Raw genomic sequence first — 24,802 nt, forward strand, 5'->3', positions numbered from 1 at the left:
TACAAGTACATAGTTTTAGTAGAAATAATTAGGCTGACTTATTTTTTAAGACAGCCTTTTTGTATATGAAGGAGAAAAGAAAAATGTATGAAATAATACCAACGAATTCTTTGATGATAAAGGATGTCCATTACTATATTGAAAATGCAATGTTTATTGATGATACTTTAGAAAAGCTTTATGGCAAAAATACTTTTTCTGAAGATGTTGATATTATCGATATTAAATTTATTGAAAGTATAAAGAAAGCAGATAAATTTGATTATCTTTATGCCATTTTTTGTGGTGTAGTTTCTAATTATGTCAATAAATTAGTAAATAAAATGGATGAAGATAAAATTGAGCTAGAAAAAAGTGATTTTTCTAATCTAGAAAATTTATATTCCATTTTACTGAAGAGCAATAAGATTGAACAAGAAGATTTAGTATATGCACAAAAAAGAATTCATGAATTTTTAATTAATCAAGAAGACATAATAAAAGATAGTATAAACTATATAAAAATGTTTGAAGATTGTGCAAAAAGTTTCAGCTATAAAGGATTATTTTTCAGTATATTAAAAAGTGTTACAGGAATTGAAGTGGGTTTTGATGAAGATGGAAAAATCATTATTAATCGTATAAATAAAGAAATTAAAATAAATGAAATATTAGAGGATGTTATATTTGGGATTATCGAATGGTTCATGAATGAAACAGCAATTTATAGAGAAAATGGATTATTTAAAGATGAAATGAATGATGTTTTCAAAGCAACAGAAGGTTTGGAAAAAATCAAATCTATTATTAAAGAATTGTCAAAATTAAAATTCTTCAACCAAGAAGAATTTAATCAAACAGTCTTAATGAATTGGTTTAAAGAAGAAATTAAAAAATCAAAAATTGAATTGAATATAGCTAATGAAGATTGTGTCATATTAAAGAAGGATATTCCAATAATATTTAATGAATTGATGGTTCATTCATACATTTTTATTCGATTTTTTATTCAAGAAGTAAAGAAACACAATATTATGACAATAGAACAACTAAAATTATTGGATTTATCTATGTATAAAGAGGAAAACGAAAGAATTTATTATAGAATTGAAAGTGTATCTTCTGGCGTATTTTTAGGTTTAGATTTGGGTTCTGCGGTTGCTTTAGAAATCAAAATGAAATCTAAAAATATTGCACAAAACTTGAAAGACCAAAATTATGTAAATGCTTGCTTAGAAGTCATTAAAGGTGTTAACGCTGTAGTAAGCTCTATTAATTTAAATAACGTATGTCGTTTTATAACAGTTTGTAAAATTGATTCTAAATATATAGAAGAAGATATAAAAAAATTTATCTACAGACCAGATATACATTTTGTTGAAAAAGAAGAAACTTTATCTCAGGAAAATCTAAATTATATTTTGGGTTTAAATAAAAATGAAACAAAAATTTTATATTCATTAGAACAACAAATTGTTAAATATGATATCCAAAAAACAAAAGATGCAAAAAACATGGAGTTAAAACAAGAATGGTTAGTAAATTGGAAAAACATATCGGTTGAATCTTTAGGATATCAAAAACTGTTTGAAGATGAAGAAGAAAAGGTTTATAAAATGATATACACACATGCTAACAATACAAAAGATTTGGCATGGCTTTATAAAATTATTTTAGAGTTGATTTCTTTTAATCCTTATTGTCCTTTAGACGAAGACATTAAGAAATATAAAAAATTAAAATTAGAATATAAAACATATATTGAGGATATGTTTTGTAAGGGACAATTGTTTATTGATACTAAAGAAGTTCGTGAAATAAAAAAATCATATGAAAAATATATCAATAAATCAGAAGGAATGAATACGAAAAAAGTGGCTGTTGTTGCTGTAGGAACTATTGCTTTTGCTGCTGTTACAGGTGGAGTAGCCCTTGCATTTGCACCAGAAATAGCTGTTGCACTTTTCGGTGGCGCATTTCCAGCATTACATGGAGCTGCTCTTGTAAACGCAAGTTTGGCTTTAGTTGGTGGAGGTTCTCTAGCTGCTGGTGGATTTGGAATGGCAGGAGGAACCTTTGTGATTGCTGGTGGAGGAGCATTAATAGGATTAGGAACAAGTGGATTAGCAACAAGCGCTATTTCTTTACTTTCATCTCCTAAATATATTGAAGTAGATAATGCAAAATTATTGGTAAAGTGTGAAGTAATTCTTTTGGAAAAATATGGAAAAATTAAAGAAGTTAAAACACTGCAAAAAATCTTAGAAAATGATATTGATAGTTATCAATTGCAATTAAAGCTCTTAAAACAAAAAGGAAAACAATCAAAAGATAAAAAGAAAATTATTAATAACTTAGAAAAAAGTATAAAGAATTATGAATTAACAAATAATAATTTAAAGAAGATGATAAAGAAATATAAAGGGTAAAATCATGAAAAATGTGAATAAAATGATTGTTTTATTATTGGCTATTTCATTAGCTGGATGTTCTACAAATCAAATAATTGAAGAAAACTCAGAAAATATTGTAAAAGAAAAAAATAAAGAGATTAACGAAATTCAAGAAGAAATTTCAGAAAAAAAAGATGACACATATATTGATTCTATTTTAGAAAATAAGGAAGAATTAGAAGTCAATGAAGTGCTAAATGATAAGCAACTTAATTCCATTGCTATGCTAAATTATTTGGCGGTAACTTCACAAAAAATTGATGATTCAAAAAATAATCGTCTATATTTAGAAGAAGTATATAACCTTCTTATGGATAATATTAACCCAGATAAAATTGATATAAATACAGAAGATCGCGTTATAGATTTATTAGATACTATTTATCAATATCGACTAGTGGATAAAAAGAGGGAAAGGTTAGATTATATTTATAATCAATATAAAGCAATGGCAATAAAAGAAGCTATGCCTAATCCTATGTTGGTTTTAAGTGCAGCATCAACTCTAGATTGGAAAAAATTCGCAGGAACTGTATTAATTATGGCAGTTGATTCATATAACAATTATGATACATATAATAAAGAATTAGATTTGGATTATTTAAAAGATAATTGGGATTTGGAAGATGAAGAGGAAGAAACTTTTCATAAAAATAAAAAAAGTAGTTTTAAATATATGGTAGATATTGTTCAAGAAAATGATATTCCTGGTAACAAAACTTTAAACTCAGAATCTGTTGAAGCATTTTCGAATATTATCAACAAAGATAATAACATGAGAAAGATGCAATTCTTGGAAGAAGAACAAGAAACATATGAATTTTATGGGGAATATTGGCTTGAATTGGCAAAATGTTACTATGAAAATGAACAATATGACAGAGTATTAAATTGCATTGCAAAATATGATTCCATATATACTGGTATTTTTCGTAAAGACATAAACTATAGCGAGGTTATGCCGTTAGCAATTATTTCATCTTCATTTGTCTTAAATGAAGATGAGTATATTATAAAGGCAGAAGAATATTCAGAAAAAATACTAAAAAATACAAATGCTGATGAATGGGGTCTACGATATTTTGCTGCAGAAATATATATGGATTTATTTTCAAAAACAAATGATGTTTCATATTTAGAAAAGGCGTATAAAATTGTATTAAATAATGTAAATTATTTAGTAGACGAACAATTAGAAATAAATAAAATTTATCTTTCAGATGTTCAAGAGATTAAAATATCCGATCAACAAAAAAATTCAATGGATAGAAAAGAATTAAGTCAAGAAAAGAAACGGGTGAATAGTTATAATAAGCAATTGAAAGAAACAAGAGAGACAGAATTATTGGATATTTATGAACCTTTGATCCTGAATTGTGATTTGTTGTTTGGACTAGCTGAGGAATTAAATATTTCAGAAGCAGAAAAAAGTAAAATTGAGCAAATTTTACAAACAGATTCAAATGGTGTGTTTTTATCTAAACCAATTAATGATAGATATTCATTTGGAAACGTTAGTGATTATTCGTTAATATTAGAGAAAAATAAAATTTATGTACCATTAAATTTGTTAACAAATGATTCAAATATTGTGTTGACAATAACAAATGGGAATTCATCAAAAACCATAAAAGATTTACAAGTAAAAACTGTAAATAGAAATAAAAGTCACGATATCAATCAATTTCAAGCAGAAATAACAAGTGATACTTTAAAAGATATAAAATGGACAGAAAATACAAAAGTAAATATTCAAATATTTAATGGGAATTGTTATACGCCAATAGAAATAAATTTTAAAGTAAAAGAAATTAAAGAAAAATGGATTTTACCAAATGAAGTAGAGTTTGAGAAAGTATGAAAAAACACATAAGGATTATTCTTGTATTTTCTATCTTATGTTCGATTATTTCTTGTTCAAAAAGTTCTTCTTTCTCCATAAAATATTTAAATGTTGGACAAGGAGATGCAGCACTTATTGAATGTGATGGACATTACATGATGATTGATGGTGGACCAAGTGGATCTGAAATGGTTATTCGCTCTGTTTTAAGAGATAATAGTGTCAAAAAGTTAGATTATTTGATTATTTCACATGCTCATAAAGATCATTATTATGGAATAAGTGAAGTTATGAATAATGATTTAAAAATAAAGAAGGTTTTATGCAACACAAATTATTCAGAAAATGCTTCATTTGATGTATTTAAAGACAGACTTAAAAAAGATATTATTATTCCTGAAAAAGGAAAAAAATATAAATTTGGTTCTGCTTTAATAAACATTATTCTCGTTGGAAATCCTAAAAAAAATAAAAATGATTCAATTGTATTAACTATTGAATATAGTGATAAAGTATTTTTATTTACGGGAGACATGTCTGTGGATCAACAGACAGAATTTTCTAATAAATACTTTGATGATGAACATTTTGAATGTGATATAATTAAAATTCCTCATCATGGATCAATAAATGACGATGAAAAAACATCAAGCGCATTTTTGGATTCTGTAAATGCTAAATATGCAATTATTTCGGCAGGAGAACAATATAATCACCCCAACAAAAAAATGATTGATATGTTAGATCAAAGTAAAACAAAATACTATATAACTAAGGAAGTGGGAAATATTGAAGTGACAGTAAATAATGGTTTATTAGAAATAAAAACAAATAAATATTAGTGTTTTTTGTGTAATCAATCAATTAATTTATATAACTTGATGATTACAAAATTCTAATCAACGGTATAAAAATAGTATTGCAGTGTAACAAATATTTGAGGATATGATTATGAAAAGTAAAATTAATGGAATAAAACATGCAAAAAAAATTGTAAATAATAAATTAGAAGAAATTAAAGATTCTGTTGTTGAAGTAACTCCAAAAGCAAAAGAAAAAGCAATTCAATTTGCAGAAAATACACAACAAGCAATTGTAGAAGGGGCCAATGATTTATCTGATAAAGTTCAAAAAGAAATTATAGAATTTAATAGAAGAAATAATCATCCTGTTTTCAGTAAAGAAGATATTCGCAGTGAAATTAAACCTTCAATGATTCGTATTATTCCATCCGATAAAAGAAAAAATTTAATTGGGTGTGAACATGCAATTGGTTTCACAAAAATCAAACCATTAAATATACTTGAAATGTATGTCAATAAAGTTAGTGAATTTGATTATACATTTTATCCATCAGCAGAAGATAGTATATACTACGTGGATCCATTTAATCCGAATCATTTTATAGATTTAGAATATTATTTTGCGATGGTTAAAAAAGCAAAAGTAAATGAATTAAAAAATATTGCTTTTTCATTAGGAGCCAAGCATTTTTCTGTTACTTTTAAAGTAGAAAGAGCGAATTTTGTTAAAAAGAAAGTAGAAGGATCACATAAAAAGGAAGCTAAAATTGAAAAGATAAAGGTCCAAGAAAAAGAAGAAGCTAAATATCAATATGGAAAAGATGATTATGAAAGTATTGAGATTGGTGCAGAAATGTATCTAAATGGTGGAGAACCACAAATGCCTGAACTACAGTATTTTAAAAATGATGAAGATATAATTTCTTTGATTAATATGAGAATGAGTAAAATTAATCCTATTCATTCAATGAGTTATGACTTAAAATATAGTAATTCATCTCAAATAAATCAGAATATTGCTATAAAAATAGACGAAGCTTTATCTCAATTTAAAATGTCTGGAACACTTAGTGCATTAGAACAAGTTAAAAGAGAGCAAAGAACAATAATGAATTATAAAATTGATTTTTAACAAAAAGAAATACAAGTTACTGAGCTTGTATTTTCTTTTTTTATATAGTGATATAATCAAATCAAAGAAAAGAGAGTGGATTATGAATCAAGACGAATTAATGGAAATTATTTTTTATCCTGGATTAGATGAATTAGATGAAAAAGATAAATATACCAGGGTATCCTTATCTGAATTATCCGATTTAGGTTTTATGATTACTCAATTATATACAACAATATCGGCAAATTCACTAGCACAGACAGATGGAATCTATAAAGCAATTATTCCTCCTGGTACTCATTTAGCAAAGCTAAAAGAAAAAGCTGGATATATTTCAACTTTAATTGATGAAAATGGAATTGCAGGTCAAGCGCAATTAATTCCAATTGATGAATTTATTGGAAAAGGCAAGTCTATTGATTTAACAATGATTTGTACAATGGCAATGTTAATGAATTTAGATCAAAAATTAAATGAAATACAGGAAACACAACAAAACATATTATCAACGATAGAAACACAGGAACACAGTCAAATTAAAGGAAACATCAAGATGTTGTTTGATGTTATTTCAAATTTAAAATATAGATACCAAGACCAAGTCTATAAAAATGACTATAAAACAAAAGCCATTGATATTAAACAAGATGCATATCAAAATATTGAAAAATATAAAGAACGTATTTCAATTCAATTAAATAAAAGAAAAGGACTTCACATTAGTTCACTTGAAACAAATAAAGAAACCATTGAATTAGTTAATCAATTTCAATATTATCGTCTAGCTATTTATATGTTTAGTTATTCATTATATGTAGAAACACTATTGGCTGATAATTATGAGACCAATGTGATTGAAAATGCGCTGATGCAAATTCGTCAATATAATATGGAATATCGAAAACTATATACAGAAACATATAATTATTTAAAACAATTTGCACAGTCTTCTCTGGACTTAAAAGCCATTCAATCTTTGGGTAAAGTATCTAAAAAATTAGGGAAATCAATGGAGAAAATTCCTGTAATATCCAGAACACCAGTAGATGAATTTTTGATTTCATTAGGAAATGGAGTTAAATCGCTTCCAAATGATTTTATTGATAAATTGATGGAAAAATTTAGATTGTACAAAGATTTAAATATTTTAGAATTTGCTCAACAATTTCGAAAATTGGAACAAATATATAATCAGGAAAATGAATTTTTGATGGATCATGAATCAATTTATATTCCAAATTCAGAATTATCATAGAAAGAATATCAATTATGAATAACTTTGATTGGAATGGAAACAATAGAAATGATGTATTTGATGAATATATGGACTATACAATAAGTAATGAAGAAAATAATAATCATTCAATAAAACCATCTAAAAAACATACAAATATTTCATTAACAAGAATATTGATTTCGATTGGATTATGCATATTCGCATTATCTACACCATTTATATTCAAAAACCACCCATTTCTTTGTTCCATCTTTATGATTGGTGTTCCATTCATTTGTATGAAAATATTGAATGGATAAGATGGCTGCCGTATATTAATAACTTATAAGATTATCAATTGTTTTAGACGGTAGTCTTTAATGAATCAGGTTCTCCAAAATAGCGAAACGCAAGGGCTGCTACCCTTGCGTTTCTTTTTTTGTATTAGGTTCTCTTCTGAACATTCATAGTATAAACTAGATTTTTTTAAATTTCAATGATTAAAAAATGTGGATATCTCATTTATATGTATAATTATCTGGTTTTTGTTATAAATAACATATCTATTATAAAAAATAAAACAAAAACAGTATGGAATGTAAGGAATAAATAATTTTTAATCTGTATAATTAATTTTGCACAGGAATGTGTGCTATTAAGGAGAACTCTTATGGAACAACAGAAAAATATTCTGGAGAACCACTCATGAATTGAGAAGGGGGGCTACCGTATATAGAATATCTAGTTATTCTGTATTTGATTCTTATAATAACTTATAAGATTATCAACTGTTTTAGGCGGTAGTCTGTAAATCTTTAGGTTCTCCAAAATAGCGAAACGCAAGGGTAGCAGCCCTTGCGTTTCTTTTTTCTTTAGGTTCTCTTTTGAACATTTATAGTATAAACTAGATTTTTTAAAATTTCAATGATTTAAAAATGTGGATATCTCATTTATATGTATAATTATCTGGATTTTGTCACAAATAACATATCCAATGTAAAAAATAAAATAAAAGAGTATGGAATGTAAGGAATAAATAATTTTTAATCTGTATAATTAATTTTGCACAGGAATGTGTGCTATTAAGGAGAACTCTTATGGAACAACAGAAAAATATTCTGGAGAACCACTCATGAATTGAGAAGGAGGGCTACCGTATATGGAATATTTAGTTATTCTGTACTTGATTCTTATAATAACTTATAAGATTATCAGCTGTTTTAGACGGTAGTCTATCCATCAAATTTTCAGGTTCTCCATAATAGCGAAACGCAAGGGCTGCAACCCTTGCGTTTCTTTTAATTTCAGGTTCTCTTTTGAACATCTATAGTATAAACTAAATAATTTTTAATTTCAATGATTTCGATTGTTCTATAAATAATCTAAATTTTAATAAGCGTATTTATTTTTCTTTTTATGGAATGTGATATAATGAACAAAGTTTAAAAAGGAGAAATTCTATGGATATTGAAAGTCAATTAGTTATTTATGATTGTCCAAAATGTGAAGGTGCTGCTTTATTAGAAGAAGAAGGAAATAGTTATTATGTAACTTGTATGGATTGTGGGTGTCATTCCGTTAATGTGAATTTTAAAACAGATGATGAGAGATTGGATGCAGCTAGACGTACAGTTGAACTATGGAATAAAGGAAAAGTCATTAAATTAGAACCAGGAGAATAGTTTTCTATTCTCCTTTAGTATTTACAACATTCATATACAATTTTTGCGATTTCTTTTTCATCGCTTTGACAGTCTTCTTGTACCCAGGCTTTGAATACATTGGTAAAAGAGGCTTCATAGGCAATGATGCGATAGCGTATAAGGATTTCGTCTGTAATGCCTTTTTGATGAAAATATGGAATTAAATTTGTTTTTAATTCATTATATCCTTTTTGAATAGGAAACACTCGATCATTGATATAGAAAAAAATTTTATAAAAGTTTTTATTCTTTTTGACGTTTTTCGCAAAAGATACATAAAAATTATAATTCGCATTGACAATGGCTAAAGGAAAATCTTTTAGAAAGTCTTGATACACATGGTCTTGTGCTTCATTGAATAGGTCTTCTAAAGATTCATAGTGTTCATAAAAAGTAGATCGATTAATTTGAATGTTTTTACAGATTTTTGAAATTGATGGAATGGTATCATTTTCAATTTCATGAAATAATTCATCTAAAATTTTTTGATGTGTTTGTTCATATTGTTTGTTCTTTTTTTTATTCATAAATCCAACACCTATTGTATTTTTGTGGTTCTTTTCCAAATTGTAGTCTGAAATAATAAAAATGTAAAGGAGGTCTTGTTTATGAACAGACTAGAAAATCGTGTTTTTATTATTACTGGTGCCGCAAGTGGAATGGGTCAAGTTACTACGGCTAAATTTATTTCAGAAGGTGCAAAAGTTATTGCTGTTGATATTAGTGAAAAAGTAATGGATATGTGGAAGGAACAAGAAAATGTAATGCCAATTGTTGTGGATGTAACAAAATTAGAAGACATTCAAAATCTCATAAAAAAGACAAAAGAAACATTTGGAAAATTAGATGGTGTATGCAACATTGCCGGTATAAATGATTTAAGTTATCCATTATTAGAAACAGACGACCAAAGATGGGATAAAGTCATGGAACTGGATTTGAAAGCGCCTTTTAGAATTTTAAGAGAAGCCATTCCATTAATGATTGAAAACGGATCAGGTGCAATTGTCAATATTGGATCGTATGCAGCAATTCGAGGAAACCATGGACCAAGTTATACAGCCGCTAAAGCAGGATTATCTGGATTGACAAAATCCATTGCGTTTAGCTATGCCAAACATAATATTCGCTGTAACATCATTCATCCTGGAGGATGTGCAACACATTTGACATTAGGTGGATTGGCTTATCATCCAGCTCAAAATGATTTATCAAATTTGATTAAAGCTATGCCCGTAAAATCATTCAATACACCAGATCATATTGCGGATGTATGTTGTTTCTTATGTTCGGACGAAGCAAGCTGGATCAATGGAGCTGAAATTAGTGTAGACGGTGGAATGTGTACTTGTTAGAAGAATAAAATCTTTTCATTTTATGTTTCTTTTACTACAATGAAGTAGGGTGATACTTTGAAAAAGATTTTAATTGTCGCAACTGGTGGAACAATTGCTGGAACAGGCCAACACGGAAAAACAGTGGCTTATCATGCTGGAGAAATTAGTGTAGAACAAATCATTGAATCGATTCCTTCGATTCAGAATTTAGCTAATATTCGTTCGTATCAATTGTTTAATATAGATTCCAATGAAATGGATGAAACCCATTGGATACAGTTATCCAATACAATAAATACGATTGTAAAGGAAGAAGACATTGATGGCATTGTTATTACACACGGAACCGATTTAATTGAAGAAACGGCTTATTATTTAAATTTAACAATCAATACAGATAAACCAGTTGTTTTAACAGGTGCTATGCGTCCAGCAACGGCTACAAGTGCTGATGGTCCTTTTAATCTATATCAAGCCGTTAGCTTAGCAGCCCATGATTCTTCTTATAATAAAGGCGTTATGGTTTTGTTTTCAAGTACAATTTATGCAGGAAGAGATATCTATAAAATCAATAACTATAAAATAGATGCTTTTGGACAAAAAACATCGGGTTGTTTAGGTTATATGCAAGATGAAAAAGTATATTTCTTTTCCGATATTAATAAAAAACACACCAATCAATCTATTTTTGCCAAAGAATATAAAACACTACCCAAAGTCGCCATTGTATATTATTACGGTGGAGCACCTGTTTCGATTTTATATGATGCTGCAAAAGAAAACCAGGGAATTGTCATTATTGGATCTGGAAGTGGAAACTATAATAAAGCATGGCTGAAAGCCATTAATGAATTATCACAAAAAGATATTGTTTTTGTTCGTTCTTCTCGTGTAAGCGAAGGCATCGTATTTGATGATGAAATTTTTGATCCACTTCATAATTGTATTCCTGCTAATACGTTATCTGGTGCCAAGGCAAGAATTTTATTGATGTTGTCTTTAACACAGACAAATAAAGTAGATGAAATCAAAAAAATATTTGAAGACTATTAAAATATATTGCATTCAAAATAAAAATTGACTACAATAGGAATATGCAAAGAGGCAGTTTAGAACAACTGTCTTTTTTTTTTTTGGAGGAAAGAATATGAACTTTTTTGAATTAATCATTGATAGCTTTCCAACCTATATTGCTGCCTTTGTGATGACACTAAAACTCGCCCTATTGTCTTTGTTTGCAGCCTCATTTATTGGAATCATCTTTGGACTCTTTAAAATCAGTCACAATAAATTTTTACGATTCATTAGTAATGTCTACATTGAAATCATTCGAGGAACCCCGTTAATGGTTCAAATCTTTGTTGTATATTTTGGAATTGGATCCGCTATTCCAGGCTTTAGCTGGAAAAACATTGGAGGTGCCTTTATGGCTGGTGTTGTAACCTTAACCATAAATGCAGGAGCTTATATGGCAGAAATTGTACGAGGTGGAATTGAATCCGTTGACAAAGGACAAATGGAAGCTGCTCGTAGTTTAGGCTTATCTTATGGGCAAACAATGATCCATGTCATTTTGCCACAAGCTATTCGAACCATGCTTCCATCTATTATTAATCAATTTATTATTTCACTAAAAGATACGTCTCTTATTTCCGTAATAGGTGTTCGTGAACTTACAAACAATGGACGAATTATAACATCGACATCCGCAAACCAGGTATTGCCGCTATGGATTATTGTCGCTCTATATTATTTAATAGCTTGCTTTGTTCTTTCAAGAATCGCAAGAATCGTAGAAAGGAAGTTATCATATGGACGAAAAAATTAGAGTGGAACATCTAAAAAAACACTTTGGAGACCTTGAAGTATTAAAAGACATTAATATTCAAATTCAAGAAGGTGAAGTGGTTTGTGTGATAGGACCATCGGGTTCTGGTAAATCAACGTTTTTAAGATGTTTAAATGGATTAGAAGAAATTACAGATGGAACTGTCATTGTCAATGGACAAGACATTACAAATCCTAAAATCAACATTAATAAAGTACGCGAAAACATTGGAATGGTTTTTCAACACTTTAATTTATTTCCTCATAAAACGGTTCTTCAAAACATTATGATGGCTCCTGTTTTATTGAAAAAATACAATAAAGAACAAGCCAGACAAAAAGCTATGGAATTACTAGAACGCGTAGGCTTGACTGAAAAAGCAGATGTGTATCCAGCTATGTTATCGGGTGGACAAAAACAAAGAGTTGCCATTGCCAGAGGCTTAGCCATGAATCCATCTATTCTTTTATTTGATGAACCAACCAGTGCATTGGACCCAGAAATGGTAGGAGAAGTACTACAAGTTATGAAAGAACTAGCGGATTCTGGTATGACAATGGTTGTTGTTACGCATGAAATGGGTTTTGCGCGTGAAGTTGGAACACGTGTCATCTTTATGGATGGTGGTTATATAGTGGAACAAGGAAGTCCAGAAGAAGTATTACTGCATCCAAAAGAAGAAAGAACCATAAATTTTTTAAACAAAGTATTATAGGTATTTACATTTGTGAATACAAATGTCAAGGGAGGAATAAACTATGAATTTGACAAAAATTTTTAAAGGTATGGTAGCTGCAACAATGGCATTTTCATTAGTAGCTTGTTCAAGCTCATCAGGTGAAGACCAGGAAAAGGTGTACAAAATTGGAACAGACATTACGTATGAACCATTTGAAATGGAAGTGGATGGCCAACAAGTAGGAATTGATATTGACTTAGTCAATACCATTATGGAAAACCAGGGCATTAAAATTGAATGGGAAGTATTAGGATTTGATGCCGCAGTTACAGCACTTGAATCCAAAGAAGTCGATGCTGTTATGGCTGGTATGACAATTACAGAAGAAAGAGCCCAAAAATATGATTTCTCAGATCCTTATTATGATACAGGAGTTGCCATTGCGGTTCAATCTGATAGTGATATTAATTCAATTGATGATCTTAAAGGAAAAACAATGGTTGCTAAGAGTGGAACAAAAGGATATGACTATGCATCCAGCATTGCCGAAGAATATGGATTTGAATTAACTGTTGTTGAACAAACAACAATTATGTATGAAATGGTAAAAAATGGTGAAGTTGATGGATGTTTTGAAGATATTCCAGTTGTTGGATATAAAATTGCCAGTGGACAAGTGGATTTTAAAATCATTCATGAAGATCCAAATGGACAATATGGTTTTGCAGTCTTAAAAGGAGAAAACCAGGAATTATTAGATGCTTTTAATAAAGGATTAGCTGAATTAAAAGAAAACGGTGGATACGACGAAATCGTCAACAAATATATCGCAAAATAAAATGAAATCTCCATCCTGAAATATGGATGGAGACTTTTTTTTATTCAACTGAATACGTAAAAACTTGTTCAAGAATGGGACTAGCCATCCAATCACCATAATTACTGACAGTAAATGGCATATCAATTGTCGAAATCGATTCAATATTATTTTCTTCTAATAAATCACTTGACCAGAAAACTTCACTATACGCTTTTTTATGAGCCGGAACATTTTTAGCCCAGAAAGGATCGGCCATATAACCATTAACAGAAGCATTTTCAATGGAATACATTAAATTCTGATCCGTCTTATTTTCTAAATAAAACCGAAGCGTATAACCATAGAAACCATTTTCATCTACAGAGTCAATTAAAATCGTAACTTGATCATTGTCCACAAAAACAATATCACTTTCTTTTCCTTTACGAATCAAAGTTTCTTCATTTTCCTGTCCATACGGATATAAAGTAAATTCTTCAACAACATATGGATCTAGACTCCAATCTTCACTATTAGAAATACGAATCGTAAAAGTAATATTTGAAACAAGATCAATACCATCGTCTTTTAAAGTAGAAGGAAAAGAAATAGTTTCATTGGCTTTCATTCCACTAGTTACTTCATCTGCCCAGAAAGGATCTTCCATCATTCCATTTATAGAAGCATCTTCAATGGAAAACATTAATGTCATATCACTTTTGTTTTCCAAAGTCACTTTCATTGTTCCATCTTTTTCAATGGAATTTACAGTAAAAGTGGCATAGTCATTATCAACTAAAGTTGTTGATTCAAAAGAAATATTCATTTTTTTTGTTTCTTTTGTCTGTGGCTTTGATTCAGAAGATGATTCATTTTCACTTGCACAAGCACATAAACCAAATACTAATAAACCACTCAATAAAAATTTTGAAATTCGTTTCATCTCTATCTCTCCTTTTTCTTTTACTATAAAATTCAAATTGACATTATCATTGTCATAAACATATATTTATAAGAAAAAAGCATTGCGCCACTAATGGCGCAATAATGGCGCAATGAAGAGAATAAAATAAGAATTTACAGAAAGTGAAAATACGAGTAATATAGAAAATGTGCCTAAGATTAGGGAAAAATTTACAAAATATGGGAAAATAAAAAGCCTTCGTTTGAAGGCTTATAAACAAAAGTGGCGTCCTGGAAGGGATTCGAACCCCTGACCGTGCGCTTAGAAGGCGCATGCTCTATCCAGCTGAGCTACCAGGACAACACATGTATTATAACAAATCAAAAATAAATTTCAAGGATAAGGATGAAAAAAATGAATGAAATCGAAGAAAGAAAAGGATATGCATTTGAAGGATGGTATATTGATCCTGAATATAAAAAAAGATTGAATCCAGGTGGTATATTACCCCATGAACTCACTTTATATGACAAATGGACATTGATTGAATACGATGTTACTTACCAACTCGATGGAGGACAAAACCATGCTATGAATCCAGATAAAGTGACTATTGAATCTGGATTCATAAAATTATATCCAGCTTATAAAAAAGGAATGCTCTTTAAATGCTGGACACTGAATGGAAAAGTTACAGACATTATTCCTGCTCAAATCTATGAACCTATTTGTTTAGTTGCACATTATCAGCCTTTTTTTACAGTTCACTTTGAAACAAGAGGCGGAGGCATGATTGAAAATAAAAAAGTCAATGAACAAGGAAAATTAGAGGAATTTCGTCCTCCAATGAAACTAGGCTATGAATTCGAAAACTGGTATTGGGATGTCAATTGCCAACATGTATTTACTTTTGACCAAACAATTCCAAAATCATGTATTCTTTATGCCAACTGGAAAGTAAAACAATACCAAATTACGTATAACACCAATGGAGGAACTTCCTTTCGAAGCAATCCTAAATCCTATACATATTTTGATGACATTATTCAATTGAAACCCGCTTTTAAAAAAGGATACCGCTTTATAGGATGGTACGATACAAGAGGAAACAAACAAAATACAATTCTTCCTTATTCCATTGGAGACAAAACCTTTATTGCGCATTTTGAAAAAATAGAACCAAAAAGAAAGTAGGATCAGACATGCAGGAAAATATATTGGGATATGAAAAAGAATCAAAATTATTAAGAAAATTTGCGATTCCTTCCATTATTTCAATGGTTGTAAGCTCCCTTTACAACATTGTAGATCAAATCTTTATTGGAAAAGGAGTCGGATATTTAGGAAATGCCGCCACCAATGTTGCCTTTCCACTCGTAACGATTTGTATGGCCATTTGTTTAATGATTGGAATAGGAACGGCTTCTCGTTTTTCCTTAAACATTGGTGCAAAAAAATATGACAAAGCCAAAGAAGTAGCTGGAAACGCCATTGTTTTAACACTATTAGCTGGTCTTCTTTATTTTGTGATTGTGCAAGCCTTTTTACCATATTTTTTAAAAGCCTTTGGAGCAACGGATACAATTATGGAATACGCCATGATATATACACGCATCACAACATTTGGAATTCCTTTTTTAATGGCATGTAACGTTTCATCGAATTTAATACGAGCCGATGGAAGCCCCAAATACTCTATGATGTGTATGGTAATCGGAGCTATTATCAATACGATACTTGACCCCATCTTTATTTTTATTTTTCACATGGGCGTAGCTGGAGCAGCCTGGGCAACCATTATAGGACAAATTATTTCGGCAATTGTTGCCGTTGCTTATTTATTTCATTTTAAAAATATAAAATTAGAAAGAAAAGACATACGACTATCCAAAGAAAATACATTGAATTGCTGTGCTATAGGAATGTCAAGTGGCATTAATCAATTAGCCATTTTATTGGTACAAATCACATTAAATAATTCCTTGACCTACTATGGACAATATAGCATCTATGGAGCCGATATTCCTCTAGCAGCTTGTGGAATTGTAATGAAAGTCAATAGTATTTTATTAGCCTTTATTATTGGAATATCTCAGGGTATGCAACCCATTGCCGGATTTAATTACGGCGCTAAAAAATATGATCGAGTACGAAAAATATTATTATTGTCTTTAGGTGTAAACTTTGTGATTTCGATGATTGGATGGAGCTTGTTTCAATTTAAGACTGATTTAGTTTTATCAATTTTTGGAAGCCAGGATGGATTATATTTTGACTTTGCGAATCAATTTATGAAAATCTTTTTAGCTATGTGCTGTTTAAATGGCTTTCAAATTATTTCATCAGGATTCTTTTCATCCATTGGAAAACCCATAAAAGGAATGATACTCTCACTGACAAGACAAGTTCTATTTTTAATTCCATTGTTGCTGGTTTTAGGCTATTTCTATGGAATTGAAGGCATTATGTATTCCGCACCCATTAGCGATTTCATATCCTTTATTGTTTCTGTCATATTCTTATACAAAGAAACAAGAAATTTAAAACAAATGCATGAAACCACCATGGACTTTCATTGATTATTGAAAAAGGTTATGTTAAAATATCATGTACGCTAGGAGGCAAAGTGAATTCATATTATCAATCCCTGATACAAGAAATTGAAAAATTAATACATGAATCGCAATTCTCACTTGCGTATGAATTAATTCATCAGGAATGTTCTATGCCTTATGTTCCACAAGACATAATGGAAAAATTAGAAGAATATCAAAAAGAGGTTCAGTTTCATCTTCATAGTTCCTTAAAAAAAGTGGATGACGAAAAAATCATGCAATGGATTCATGGAACACCTGCTCAACAAGAAAAAGCAGTGAGTGAATTATTGAATCTAAATCTAAGAAATTATGAAGAAGAAGTTCAATCTGTATTTGATTCTAATATTCTGGATGAATTCAAAGGAGAATTAATTGAAGCCCTAATGGAACAAAAAATTGATACTCCCTATAAAATATTAAAAAACGGATTTGAGATTACTTTTATTCCAAGTAGTATCTTAACAACTCAAGAAGATAAAACTTTGATACAAACCAAAGAAATCTTATATGAATTGTTATCCAATGACAATCCATCTTTTTATCAGTTTTGCTTACGCTTACTACAACAAGAAGTATTGGAAATGCGCCCCTTTGATTTTAGTGACATTGACAGCTATTCATTAGCGAAATCCATTATTCGCTTAGTCATGGACGCTTTTGGACAATCCGAAGAATTTTTCGCATTTATGAAAATGAAAAACTTAGAAGAAGTGGATGAATATCCATTATTGATCGAAAGACGAGGAGAAAACGATGCAAAGTAGTTGGACATTAAAAGAAAACTCAACTGGAGAATTAGTTGTTACAGTTGATGGAGATGCTTGGAAAAAAGCACAAAGCAAAGTATTAAAGAAAGTAAAAAATCAAGTAAATTTTAAAGGATTCCGTAAAGGACAAGTACCTGATTCTATTATTCGTAAACAATTTGGAAAAGAATATTTATTTGAATTAGCTGCTGAAGAAGTTGCTAATGATGCATTAAAATCTGGTGTAGACGAAAATAAATTAGTATTAGTGGATCGTCCTTTATTAGATGTTAAAAACGCAAATGAAACAAGTGTTGAATTAGTATTTAATTGTACAGTTTCTCCAGAAGTAACTTTAGGAGAATATAAAGGATTAGATATTCATAAAGCAGAAGTTACAGTAACAGATGAAGACGTTGAAAACGAAGTGAAAGCTGTACAGGAACGCTATGCTGACTGGGTATTAAAAGAAGAAGGACAAGCTGCTGAAAATGGCGATCAAGTTGTGATTGATTTTGTTGGAACAAAAGATGGTGTTGAATTTGAAGGTGGCGCTGGAAAAGAATATCCATTGGAATTGGGATCTAATTCATTTATTCCAGGATTTGAAGATCAGTTAGTGGGTGTAAAAACAGGAGATGAAAAAGATGTTGTTGTTACATTCCCAGAAGATTATCAAGAAGAAAGCTTAGCGGGACAAGAAGCTGTTTTCAAAGTAACGGTTCATGATATTAAGGCAAAAGAATTACCTGAAGTTAATGATGAATTGATTCAAAAATTAAAATTAGATGGTGTTGAAACGGTTGAAGCATTTAAAGAAAATAAACGCACTGAATTATTGAATCGTAGAGAAAAACAAGCAGATGAAGAATTTGAAGCTAATTTAATGGATAAAATCATGGAAGATTCAAAAGTTGATATTCCTTCTGTTATGATTCAAAATGAAGTAGAGGGCATGTATGAAAACTTCACTCGTCAAATGCAAGGATCTGGCTTTACAGCTGAACAAATCTTACAAGCTACAAATCAAACAGAAGAAGGCTTAAAACAAACTTTCATTCCTGAAGCACAAAAGAAAGTATTATCAACTTTGGTATTAGATGCTATTGTTGAAAAAGAAAACATTGAAGTTTCAGATGAAGAAGCTGAAACAGAATATACTTCAATGTCTGAACAATATGGAATGCCAGTTGAACAAATCAAATCCATTATCAATATTGATAATATCAAAGCTGATTTGGCAACTCGTAAAGCATTAGACTTGATTAAAACAAGTGTAAAATAATAAAATGAATGAGCAATAAAAAAGGCGCCTGGCGTCTTTTTTAGAAGAAAGGAAGGAATATTTATGTCAATGCAATATCCTTTAATTTGTACTAGAGGCGTCATTGTATTTCCAGGACAAGAAATTGTCATCGATGTTGGACGAGAAGCATCTTTAAAAGCTATCGAAAATTCACAAGACAATTATGAATCTAAAGTCTGTCTATTTTCACAAAAATTGATGCAAACCGATATTCCCACAATTCAAGATATTTATACGACAGGGACTTTATGTGAAATTCGTCACATTCGTCGTTTCGATAAATTTTTACGTATAAAATTCAGAGGAATTGATCGTGTTGCATTGGATGCATGGAATAATGGATCTTTATCTGATATGGCCTCTGTTTCTATTTTAAAAAGTATTCCACAAGACGAAATGGAAGAAACGGCATTGATTCGAATGATTGCCAAGAGCTTTGATGCCATGGCCAGTGCTGAAAAATTTTTCTCAAAAGAGTTAATGCTGGAATTATCAAAGGGAATGGGAGCTCAGGCATTGACGGATAAAGCCATTCAGGCGTTTCCTTTAACTGTAGAACGCAAACAAAAATATCTGGAAACACTGGGAATCAATGATCGATTGGAAATGTTATTACAAGATATTGAAAAAGAAAAGAAAATGACGGAAGTTGAACAAAAAATCAATGAAACCGTTAAAGAAAGAATCGATCAAAGTCAAAAAGATTATTATTTAAGAGAAAAGATGCACGCCATCAAAGAAGAGTTAGGTGACGTTGTTTCTCAAGATAAAGACATTGAAAACATTCGTAAACGATTAGAAGAAAATCCATATCCAGACTATATCAAAGAAAAAGTCAAAGATGAATTATCGCGATATGAAATGCTTCCAATGGCTAGTGGAGAAACAGGAATTATTAAAACATATATTGACTGGTTGATGGATCTTCCATGGTGGCAAGAAACTAAAGACAATGAAGACTTGAATTTGGCACAGTCTATTTTAGATGAAGATCACTATGGCTTAGAAAAAGTCAAAGAACGAATCATGGAATATTTAGCGGTCAAACAAATGACCAATTCCTTAAAAGCACCAATTTTATGTTTAGTTGGACCACCAGGTGTTGGAAAAACATCATTGGCTAAAAGTGTAGCCCGTGCATTAAATCGTGAATTCGTTAAAATTTCTTTAGGAGGTGTACGCGATGAAGCTGAAATTCGAGGACATCGTCGTACTTATTTAGGCGCTTTACCGGGTCGTATTATTCAAGGTATGAAAAAAGCCAAAGTTACCAATCCAGTATTCCTGATTGATGAATTAGATAAAATGGCCAGTGATTATAAAGGCGATCCAAGTTCAGCTATGTTAGAAGTCTTAGATCCAGAACAAAATTCTTTATTCTCGGATCACTACATTGAAGAAAGCTATGACTTATCGAAGGTATTATTTATTGCCACAGCCAATTATTTAGAAAACATTCCACCGGCTTTAAAAGATCGACTGGAAATTATTCAATTATCTAGTTATACCGATGTAGAAAAAATTAATATTGCCAAGGAACACTTGCTTCCAAAACAATTAAGTGAAAATGGATTAAAGAACTCTCAATTAAAAATCAGTGACGACATTTTATTATATTTGATTCGTTATTATACAAGAGAAGCAGGTGTTCGACAATTAGAACGTACAATCGCAACTATTTGTCGAAAAACTGTTCTTGCGATTTTAAAAGACGGAAAGAAATCTATTACTTTAACAAAGAAACTCATCAAAGAATGGCTGGGAAATGAAAAAGTAGATTATGGAAAAAAAGAAAAGAAAGACCAGGTAGGAACGGTTACAGGTCTAGCTTATACAAGTTTTGGTGGTGATATTCTTCAAATTGAGGCACAAAAATTTGAAGGAAAAGGTCAATTGATTTTAACAGGTCAATTAGGCGATGTTATGAAAGAAAGTGCCAGTATAGCCTTAGACTATGTAAAAGCTCATGCCAAAGAATTTGATATTGACGCAAAAATCTTTGAAAAAACAGATATCCATATTCACGTACCAGAAGGCGCTGTTCCAAAAGATGGACCAAGTGCTGGTGTTACAATGACAACGGCATTGGTATCTTGTTTAAATGGAAAACCAGTCAAAGCTAATTTAGCTATGACAGGAGAAGTCACATTGCGTGGAAATGTTCTTCCAATTGGAGGATTAAAAGAAAAATCATTGGCAGCTTATCGTTGTGGCATTGAAAATATTGTAATACCAAAAGACAATACCAAAGACTTAGACGACATTCCACAAGAAGTGAAAGACGCTGTGAATTTCATTCCCGTTCAAACATGTAAACAAGTATTACAAAACGCATTGGTTGCCTGATATGAAAAGTACATTTGTTACATCTGCTATCAATGCCAGTCAATGGCCTGATAGTCAATATCCCGAAATTGTTGTTGTAGGAAGAAGCAATGTTGGAAAGTCGAGTTTCATCAATGCACTTTGCAATCGAAAAAAATTAGCATATGTTGGAAATACACCCGGAAAAACAAGACTCATCAATTTTTTTGAAATCGATGAAAAATGGATGTTAGTCGATGTCCCTGGTTATGGCTTTGCTAAGATGTCAAAATCCATGTTGATTCAAATGGGAAATATGATGGAAGAATATTTTTCTCAAAGAAAACAACTAAAAGCTGTTATTTCTTTAGTCGATGCTCGACATGAACCTACAAAAGATGACAAAGAAATGATTGCTTCTTTAAAAGCAAATGAAATTCCAATTCTAGTGGTTGCCACAAAAATTGATAAAGTCAGCAAAACAAAGCGCATTAAAGCTTGTAAAACAATTAGTCAAGCACTGCAAATACCTTTAAAATCCATTTATCCTGTCAGTTCCACAGAGAAAACTGGATTTGAACAAGTCTTAGAAAAAATCTATGAAGTCCTGGAAATCTAGGACTTTTTTTGTGCTACAATACATTTAAAGGAGATTTATTTTATGAAACAATACGCATTTGGAATTGACATTGGAGGAACAACCATTAAAATGGGATTTTTCCATACAAATGGAGAATTAAAAGACGTATGGGAAATTCCGACTCGTTTAGAACAAGAAGGAAACTTAATTTTAGATGATATCCAAAATGCCATTCAAGAAAAACTAGAAAAAGAATCATTATCCATTGAAGACATTGAAGGCGTAGGAATGGGAATTCCAGGACCCATTGGAAGTGATGGAACCGTTTTTGGCTGCATCAATTTAGGATGGAAAACATTTAATGTATGCCAGACAATGGAAAAGAAACTCGGATGTAAAGTAAGAGCCGGAAACGATGCCAATGTAGCCGCTTTAGGAGAAATGTGGCAAGGCGGAGGAAAAGGAAAGAAAAGCATTGTCATGGTGACACTGGGAACTGGCGTTGGTGGTGGTGTTATCATCGATGGAAAAATTGTAGCAGGAGCCAATGGTGCTGGGGGAGAAATTGGCCATATTCCAACAAAACAAGGAGAAACGCAGCCTTGTGCATGTGGAAATTATGGATGTTTAGAACAATATGCATCCGCTAATGGATGGGTAAAACTCACAAAAAAATATTTAGAAGAACATAAAGACATTCCAAGTTCTTTGCATCAACTTGAAAACTTTACTACAAAAGACATTTGTAAAGCAGCACAGGAAAAAGATGTTATTGCTACAGAAATGGTTGAACAATTAGGACAGATGTTAGGGAAAGCACTGGCAACTATTGGTGTTGTTGTAAATCCAGAAGCTTTTATTATTGGTGGTGGATTATCCAATGCCGGGGCATTAATCTTGGATCCAATTCAAAAATACTACAAACAATATGCCTTCCATTCTATGGAAAATACAGAAATTAAAAAAGCAATTTTGTCCAATAATGCAGGAATCTATGGAGCCGTTAAATTAATTTTAGACTAAAAAAGGGGCTGTTACGAAATGAATAATTCGTAACTCCCTTTTTTTATTGCTTTTTTGGTTTTAATTTTGGGAAGGATTCTTTGATAACTGTCTCATCGGACAAGGTCCAATATTGTGATTTGATTTCATTTTTTTCATACAACGAAAACAATTTTCTGATGTTTCTTCCCAGACAGACAAGCATTATTTCACAATTTACTTTTTCTAGTCCTCTTCTACGAAAACGTAAATAGCCCATATTCTGTTTTACCTGTCCGAACGCTCCTTCAGCCTGTATGCTTCTGTTGACCCGGATTTCAATTCCTTTCCGGCTCAGGAGATTTTTTCTTGCCTCTTCTTTTAATTTTTCATATCCGACAATAAGCTCTACTTTTTTGAAATCGTCGTCTTTCTTTTTCATTTTCTCTTTGCATTTATATGCATAATCACAGGAATTACATCCACTGAATCTGTATAATTTTCCTTCTTTATTGCGCTGATGTTTTTTCGAATCAAATGGAACTATTTCCCCTTCTTTTCCTCCAAGACATATAAATCCATCTTTGTTTTCGTTCAGTTTATACATCTGCGGTCTCTTTCCTGTGGATTCTCCATTCCAGGATGTCATTTTGACATAATTTCCAATTTTTTTCTTTTTTAGAAACTTATAGTTTTCATAAATGCCATAACCTGAATCCGCGCATAGATTAGCTGGATAATTTCCATAGTATTTTTTGTATCTGGTCAGAAGCGGTATCATAGTATGATAATCTGTTCTGTCCTGAAATGTACCAAAAAAGGTGACTATTCCGCTTGAAACCATCAATTGTACATTGTATGCCGCATGCATATTGGTACCATGACCTGAATAATAGTCTGTTTTCAGAGCCATCGCTGTTGCATCATGATCTGTTTTATAATAGGAATTTCTTTTCTCTCCACAGATTTTTTCCTTTTCTTCATATTCCAACAGCTTCTTAAGATAGTTGTATCCTTCAATATATAGCTTCTGCTCCTTCGTTTTTCGTTTGCCTTTTCCTGTAGGAATATTTTCAATATCAACTTGATTTCTTTTTGCGAAGCTGTTGATTTTTTCAAAAAGAACATGTGACTTTATAAGTTCTTTAGATGCATATTTTTCATCTATTTTTATGAGATAACCTTTTATCTTAGCATCGAGCTTCTCATGGAATTTTGTAGGCTTCCATACAAATTTATATTTGTTGGCATTTGCCTCGAACTTGGTCCCATCCAGATACTGATCCGTTATATCAAGACCAAGCTCATCTATGATTGTCGATGTAACAGCAGCAAATAGTTCATAGGTATTGGGAAGAATAACTTTATTGATGAATTCACTGATGGTTTTATAGCTTGGCGTTTCCTGATCCATCAAGTACATCGTTCTCAGATCATATTTGCACATCTCTTCGATGTCTCTCAGTGTTGCCTTTTTGAAGGCAAAACAGAAAAGGATGAGACTGAAAAGATTGTAGGGATTGTGGCTGTTTCTTCCTTTGGTTTCGCTCTTGAAATTCATGTTTTTTATGATCATACCTGCTTTGGATTTTTCCAGTATGTACAGTAAAAAATCGATTTTTTTCAATTC

22 protein-coding genes and 1 tRNA gene are annotated in these 24,802 nt (G+C 30.9%); 19 read left to right on the forward strand and 4 right to left on the reverse strand.

All coding sequences use genetic code 11. The annotated features are described in order from the left end of the window. The first annotated feature begins 83 nt into the window (after positions 1 to 83). The 7 genes from ACI32A_RS09795 to ACI32A_RS09825 all read left to right on the forward strand — a co-directional run bounded on the left by ACI32A_RS09795 (position 84) and on the right by ACI32A_RS09825 (position 9,090). Positions 84 to 2,408 (forward strand): hypothetical protein, encoded by a 2,325-nt coding sequence (locus ACI32A_RS09795; protein WP_439754878.1) that lies wholly within the window; start codon positions 84 to 86, stop codon positions 2,406 to 2,408. 22 nt (positions 2,409 to 2,430) lie between these two features. After that, positions 2,431 to 4,293: a hypothetical protein gene (locus tag ACI32A_RS09800; RefSeq protein WP_439754879.1), complete on the forward strand. Its 1,863-nt coding sequence runs from the start codon at positions 2,431 to 2,433 to the stop codon at positions 4,291 to 4,293. After that, entirely contained in the window at positions 4,290 to 5,117 is an 828-nt protein-coding gene (locus tag ACI32A_RS09805) for a ComEC/Rec2 family competence protein (protein ID WP_439754880.1), read from the forward strand. The genes ACI32A_RS09800 and ACI32A_RS09805 overlap by 4 nt, the downstream gene beginning before the upstream one ends. Before the next feature lie 109 nt (positions 5,118 to 5,226). Further along, entirely contained in the window at positions 5,227 to 6,210 is a 984-nt protein-coding gene (locus ACI32A_RS09810; RefSeq protein WP_439754881.1) for a hypothetical protein, read from the forward strand. Between the two features lie 82 nt (positions 6,211 to 6,292). Beyond that, the gene (locus ACI32A_RS09815) at positions 6,293 to 7,447 is read left to right on the forward strand and encodes a hypothetical protein (RefSeq protein WP_439754882.1); all 1,155 of its coding nucleotides are present in this window, start codon (positions 6,293 to 6,295) and stop codon (positions 7,445 to 7,447) included. Between the two features lie 14 nt (positions 7,448 to 7,461). Continuing rightward, positions 7,462 to 7,728 (forward strand): hypothetical protein, encoded by a 267-nt coding sequence (locus ACI32A_RS09820; RefSeq protein WP_439754883.1) that lies wholly within the window; start codon positions 7,462 to 7,464, stop codon positions 7,726 to 7,728. Between the two features lie 1,140 nt (positions 7,729 to 8,868). Then, the gene (locus ACI32A_RS09825) at positions 8,869 to 9,090 is read left to right on the forward strand and encodes a Lar family restriction alleviation protein (protein ID WP_439754884.1); all 222 of its coding nucleotides are present in this window, start codon (positions 8,869 to 8,871) and stop codon (positions 9,088 to 9,090) included. Positions 9,091 to 9,104: 14 nt separating this feature from the next. On the opposite strand, the gene ACI32A_RS09830 is transcribed toward ACI32A_RS09825, so the two are convergent. Continuing rightward, positions 9,105 to 9,638 (reverse strand): TetR/AcrR family transcriptional regulator, encoded by a 534-nt coding sequence (locus tag ACI32A_RS09830; protein WP_439754885.1) that lies wholly within the window; start codon positions 9,636 to 9,638, stop codon positions 9,105 to 9,107. Positions 9,639 to 9,719: 81 nt separating this feature from the next. On the opposite strand from ACI32A_RS09830, the gene ACI32A_RS09835 reads away from it, so the two are divergent. The 5 genes from ACI32A_RS09835 (at position 9,720) to ACI32A_RS09855 (ending at position 13,793) form a co-directional block, all read left to right on the forward strand. Next, positions 9,720 to 10,466, forward strand: a complete 747-nt coding sequence (locus ACI32A_RS09835; protein ID WP_439754886.1) for an SDR family NAD(P)-dependent oxidoreductase — start codon at positions 9,720 to 9,722, stop codon at positions 10,464 to 10,466. Positions 10,467 to 10,523: 57 nt separating this feature from the next. After that, complete coding sequence (locus ACI32A_RS09840) at positions 10,524 to 11,501, forward strand: asparaginase (protein ID WP_439754887.1); 978 nt, start codon at positions 10,524 to 10,526, stop codon at positions 11,499 to 11,501. Positions 11,502 to 11,595: 94 nt separating this feature from the next. Next, entirely contained in the window at positions 11,596 to 12,276 is a 681-nt protein-coding gene (locus ACI32A_RS09845) for an amino acid ABC transporter permease (RefSeq protein ID WP_439754888.1), read from the forward strand. Further along, positions 12,260 to 12,991 (forward strand): amino acid ABC transporter ATP-binding protein, encoded by a 732-nt coding sequence (locus tag ACI32A_RS09850; RefSeq protein WP_439754889.1) that lies wholly within the window; start codon positions 12,260 to 12,262, stop codon positions 12,989 to 12,991. Before ACI32A_RS09845 ends, ACI32A_RS09850 begins: the two co-directional genes overlap by 17 nt. Before the next feature lie 43 nt (positions 12,992 to 13,034). Beyond that, positions 13,035 to 13,793, forward strand: a complete 759-nt coding sequence (locus ACI32A_RS09855; protein ID WP_439754890.1) for a transporter substrate-binding domain-containing protein — start codon at positions 13,035 to 13,037, stop codon at positions 13,791 to 13,793. 40 nt (positions 13,794 to 13,833) lie between these two features. Here the strand turns inward: ACI32A_RS09855 and ACI32A_RS09860 are convergent, their stop codons facing one another. Together ACI32A_RS09860 and ACI32A_RS09865 are read right to left on the reverse strand one after the other, a co-directional pair. Then, positions 13,834 to 14,697 carry a hypothetical protein gene (locus ACI32A_RS09860; protein WP_439754891.1) on the reverse strand — a complete coding sequence of 288 codons (864 nt, stop codon included), beginning with the start codon at positions 14,695 to 14,697 and terminating at the stop codon, positions 13,834 to 13,836. A 244-nt stretch (positions 14,698 to 14,941) separates the two neighbouring features. Continuing rightward, a tRNA-Arg gene (locus ACI32A_RS09865) sits at positions 14,942 to 15,018 on the reverse strand. Positions 15,019 to 15,072: 54 nt separating this feature from the next. Between ACI32A_RS09865 and ACI32A_RS09870 the strand changes: the two genes are divergently transcribed. The 7 genes from ACI32A_RS09870 to ACI32A_RS09900 all read left to right on the forward strand — a co-directional run bounded on the left by ACI32A_RS09870 (position 15,073) and on the right by ACI32A_RS09900 (position 23,214). Then, positions 15,073 to 15,852, forward strand: a complete 780-nt coding sequence (locus tag ACI32A_RS09870; RefSeq protein ID WP_439754892.1) for an InlB B-repeat-containing protein — start codon at positions 15,073 to 15,075, stop codon at positions 15,850 to 15,852. A gap of 8 nt (positions 15,853 to 15,860) precedes the next feature. Continuing rightward, on the forward strand, positions 15,861 to 17,237 hold the full coding sequence (locus tag ACI32A_RS09875; RefSeq protein ID WP_439754893.1) for an MATE family efflux transporter: 1,377 nt from the start codon (positions 15,861 to 15,863) through the stop codon (positions 17,235 to 17,237). Continuing rightward, entirely contained in the window at positions 17,234 to 18,019 is a 786-nt protein-coding gene (locus tag ACI32A_RS09880) for a DUF3196 family protein (RefSeq protein ID WP_439754894.1), read from the forward strand. The genes ACI32A_RS09875 and ACI32A_RS09880 overlap by 4 nt, the downstream gene beginning before the upstream one ends. Next, positions 18,009 to 19,286, forward strand: a complete 1,278-nt coding sequence (tig, locus tag ACI32A_RS09885; protein WP_439754895.1) for a trigger factor — start codon at positions 18,009 to 18,011, stop codon at positions 19,284 to 19,286. The genes ACI32A_RS09880 and tig overlap by 11 nt, the downstream gene beginning before the upstream one ends. 63 nt (positions 19,287 to 19,349) lie before the next feature. Then, entirely contained in the window at positions 19,350 to 21,653 is a 2,304-nt protein-coding gene (gene lon, locus ACI32A_RS09890; protein ID WP_439754896.1) for an endopeptidase La, read from the forward strand. 1 nt (position 21,654) lies between these two features. Further along, positions 21,655 to 22,230 carry a ribosome biogenesis GTP-binding protein YihA/YsxC gene (gene yihA / locus ACI32A_RS09895; protein WP_439754897.1) on the forward strand — a complete coding sequence of 192 codons (576 nt, stop codon included), beginning with the start codon at positions 21,655 to 21,657 and terminating at the stop codon, positions 22,228 to 22,230. Between the two features lie 42 nt (positions 22,231 to 22,272). Next, positions 22,273 to 23,214: an ROK family glucokinase gene (locus tag ACI32A_RS09900; RefSeq protein WP_439754898.1), complete on the forward strand. Its 942-nt coding sequence runs from the start codon at positions 22,273 to 22,275 to the stop codon at positions 23,212 to 23,214. Positions 23,215 to 23,257: 43 nt separating this feature from the next. Here the strand turns inward: ACI32A_RS09900 and ACI32A_RS09905 are convergent. Continuing rightward, a partial coding sequence (locus ACI32A_RS09905; RefSeq protein ID WP_439754899.1) for a transposase occupies positions 23,258 to 24,802 on the reverse strand: 1,545 nt, incomplete at its 5' end.

Source organism: Floccifex sp. (assembly GCF_051873555.1).
Lineage (GTDB): Bacteria > Bacillota_I > Bacilli_A > Erysipelotrichales > Erysipelotrichaceae > Floccifex.

Bases quoted from the DNA above. Each gene is read 5' to 3' on its own strand.
- ACI32A_RS09795 (WP_439754878.1), top strand. From the start codon at position 84: ATGTATGAAATAATACCAACGAATTCTTTGATGATAAAGGATGTCCAT.
- ACI32A_RS09800 (WP_439754879.1), top strand. From the start codon at position 2,431: ATGATTGTTTTATTATTGGCTATTTCATTAGCTGGATGTTCTACAAAT.
- ACI32A_RS09805 (WP_439754880.1), top strand. From the start codon at position 4,290: ATGAAAAAACACATAAGGATTATTCTTGTATTTTCTATCTTATGTTCG.
- ACI32A_RS09810 (WP_439754881.1), top strand. From the start codon at position 5,227: ATGAAAAGTAAAATTAATGGAATAAAACATGCAAAAAAAATTGTAAAT.
- ACI32A_RS09815 (WP_439754882.1), top strand. From the start codon at position 6,293: ATGAATCAAGACGAATTAATGGAAATTATTTTTTATCCTGGATTAGAT.
- ACI32A_RS09820 (WP_439754883.1), top strand. From the start codon at position 7,462: ATGAATAACTTTGATTGGAATGGAAACAATAGAAATGATGTATTTGAT.
- ACI32A_RS09825 (WP_439754884.1), top strand. From the start codon at position 8,869: ATGGATATTGAAAGTCAATTAGTTATTTATGATTGTCCAAAATGTGAA.
- ACI32A_RS09830 (WP_439754885.1), bottom strand. From the start codon at position 9,638: ATGAATAAAAAAAAGAACAAACAATATGAACAAACACATCAAAAAATT.
- ACI32A_RS09835 (WP_439754886.1), top strand. From the start codon at position 9,720: ATGAACAGACTAGAAAATCGTGTTTTTATTATTACTGGTGCCGCAAGT.
- ACI32A_RS09845 (WP_439754888.1), top strand. From the start codon at position 11,596: ATGAACTTTTTTGAATTAATCATTGATAGCTTTCCAACCTATATTGCT.
- ACI32A_RS09850 (WP_439754889.1), top strand. From the start codon at position 12,260: ATGGACGAAAAAATTAGAGTGGAACATCTAAAAAAACACTTTGGAGAC.
- ACI32A_RS09855 (WP_439754890.1), top strand. From the start codon at position 13,035: ATGAATTTGACAAAAATTTTTAAAGGTATGGTAGCTGCAACAATGGCA.
- ACI32A_RS09860 (WP_439754891.1), bottom strand. From the start codon at position 14,697: ATGAAACGAATTTCAAAATTTTTATTGAGTGGTTTATTAGTATTTGGT.
- ACI32A_RS09870 (WP_439754892.1), top strand. From the start codon at position 15,073: ATGAATGAAATCGAAGAAAGAAAAGGATATGCATTTGAAGGATGGTAT.
- ACI32A_RS09875 (WP_439754893.1), top strand. From the start codon at position 15,861: ATGCAGGAAAATATATTGGGATATGAAAAAGAATCAAAATTATTAAGA.
- tig (WP_439754895.1), top strand. From the start codon at position 18,009: ATGCAAAGTAGTTGGACATTAAAAGAAAACTCAACTGGAGAATTAGTT.
- lon (WP_439754896.1), top strand. From the start codon at position 19,350: ATGTCAATGCAATATCCTTTAATTTGTACTAGAGGCGTCATTGTATTT.
- yihA (WP_439754897.1), top strand. From the start codon at position 21,655: ATGAAAAGTACATTTGTTACATCTGCTATCAATGCCAGTCAATGGCCT.
- ACI32A_RS09900 (WP_439754898.1), top strand. From the start codon at position 22,273: ATGAAACAATACGCATTTGGAATTGACATTGGAGGAACAACCATTAAA.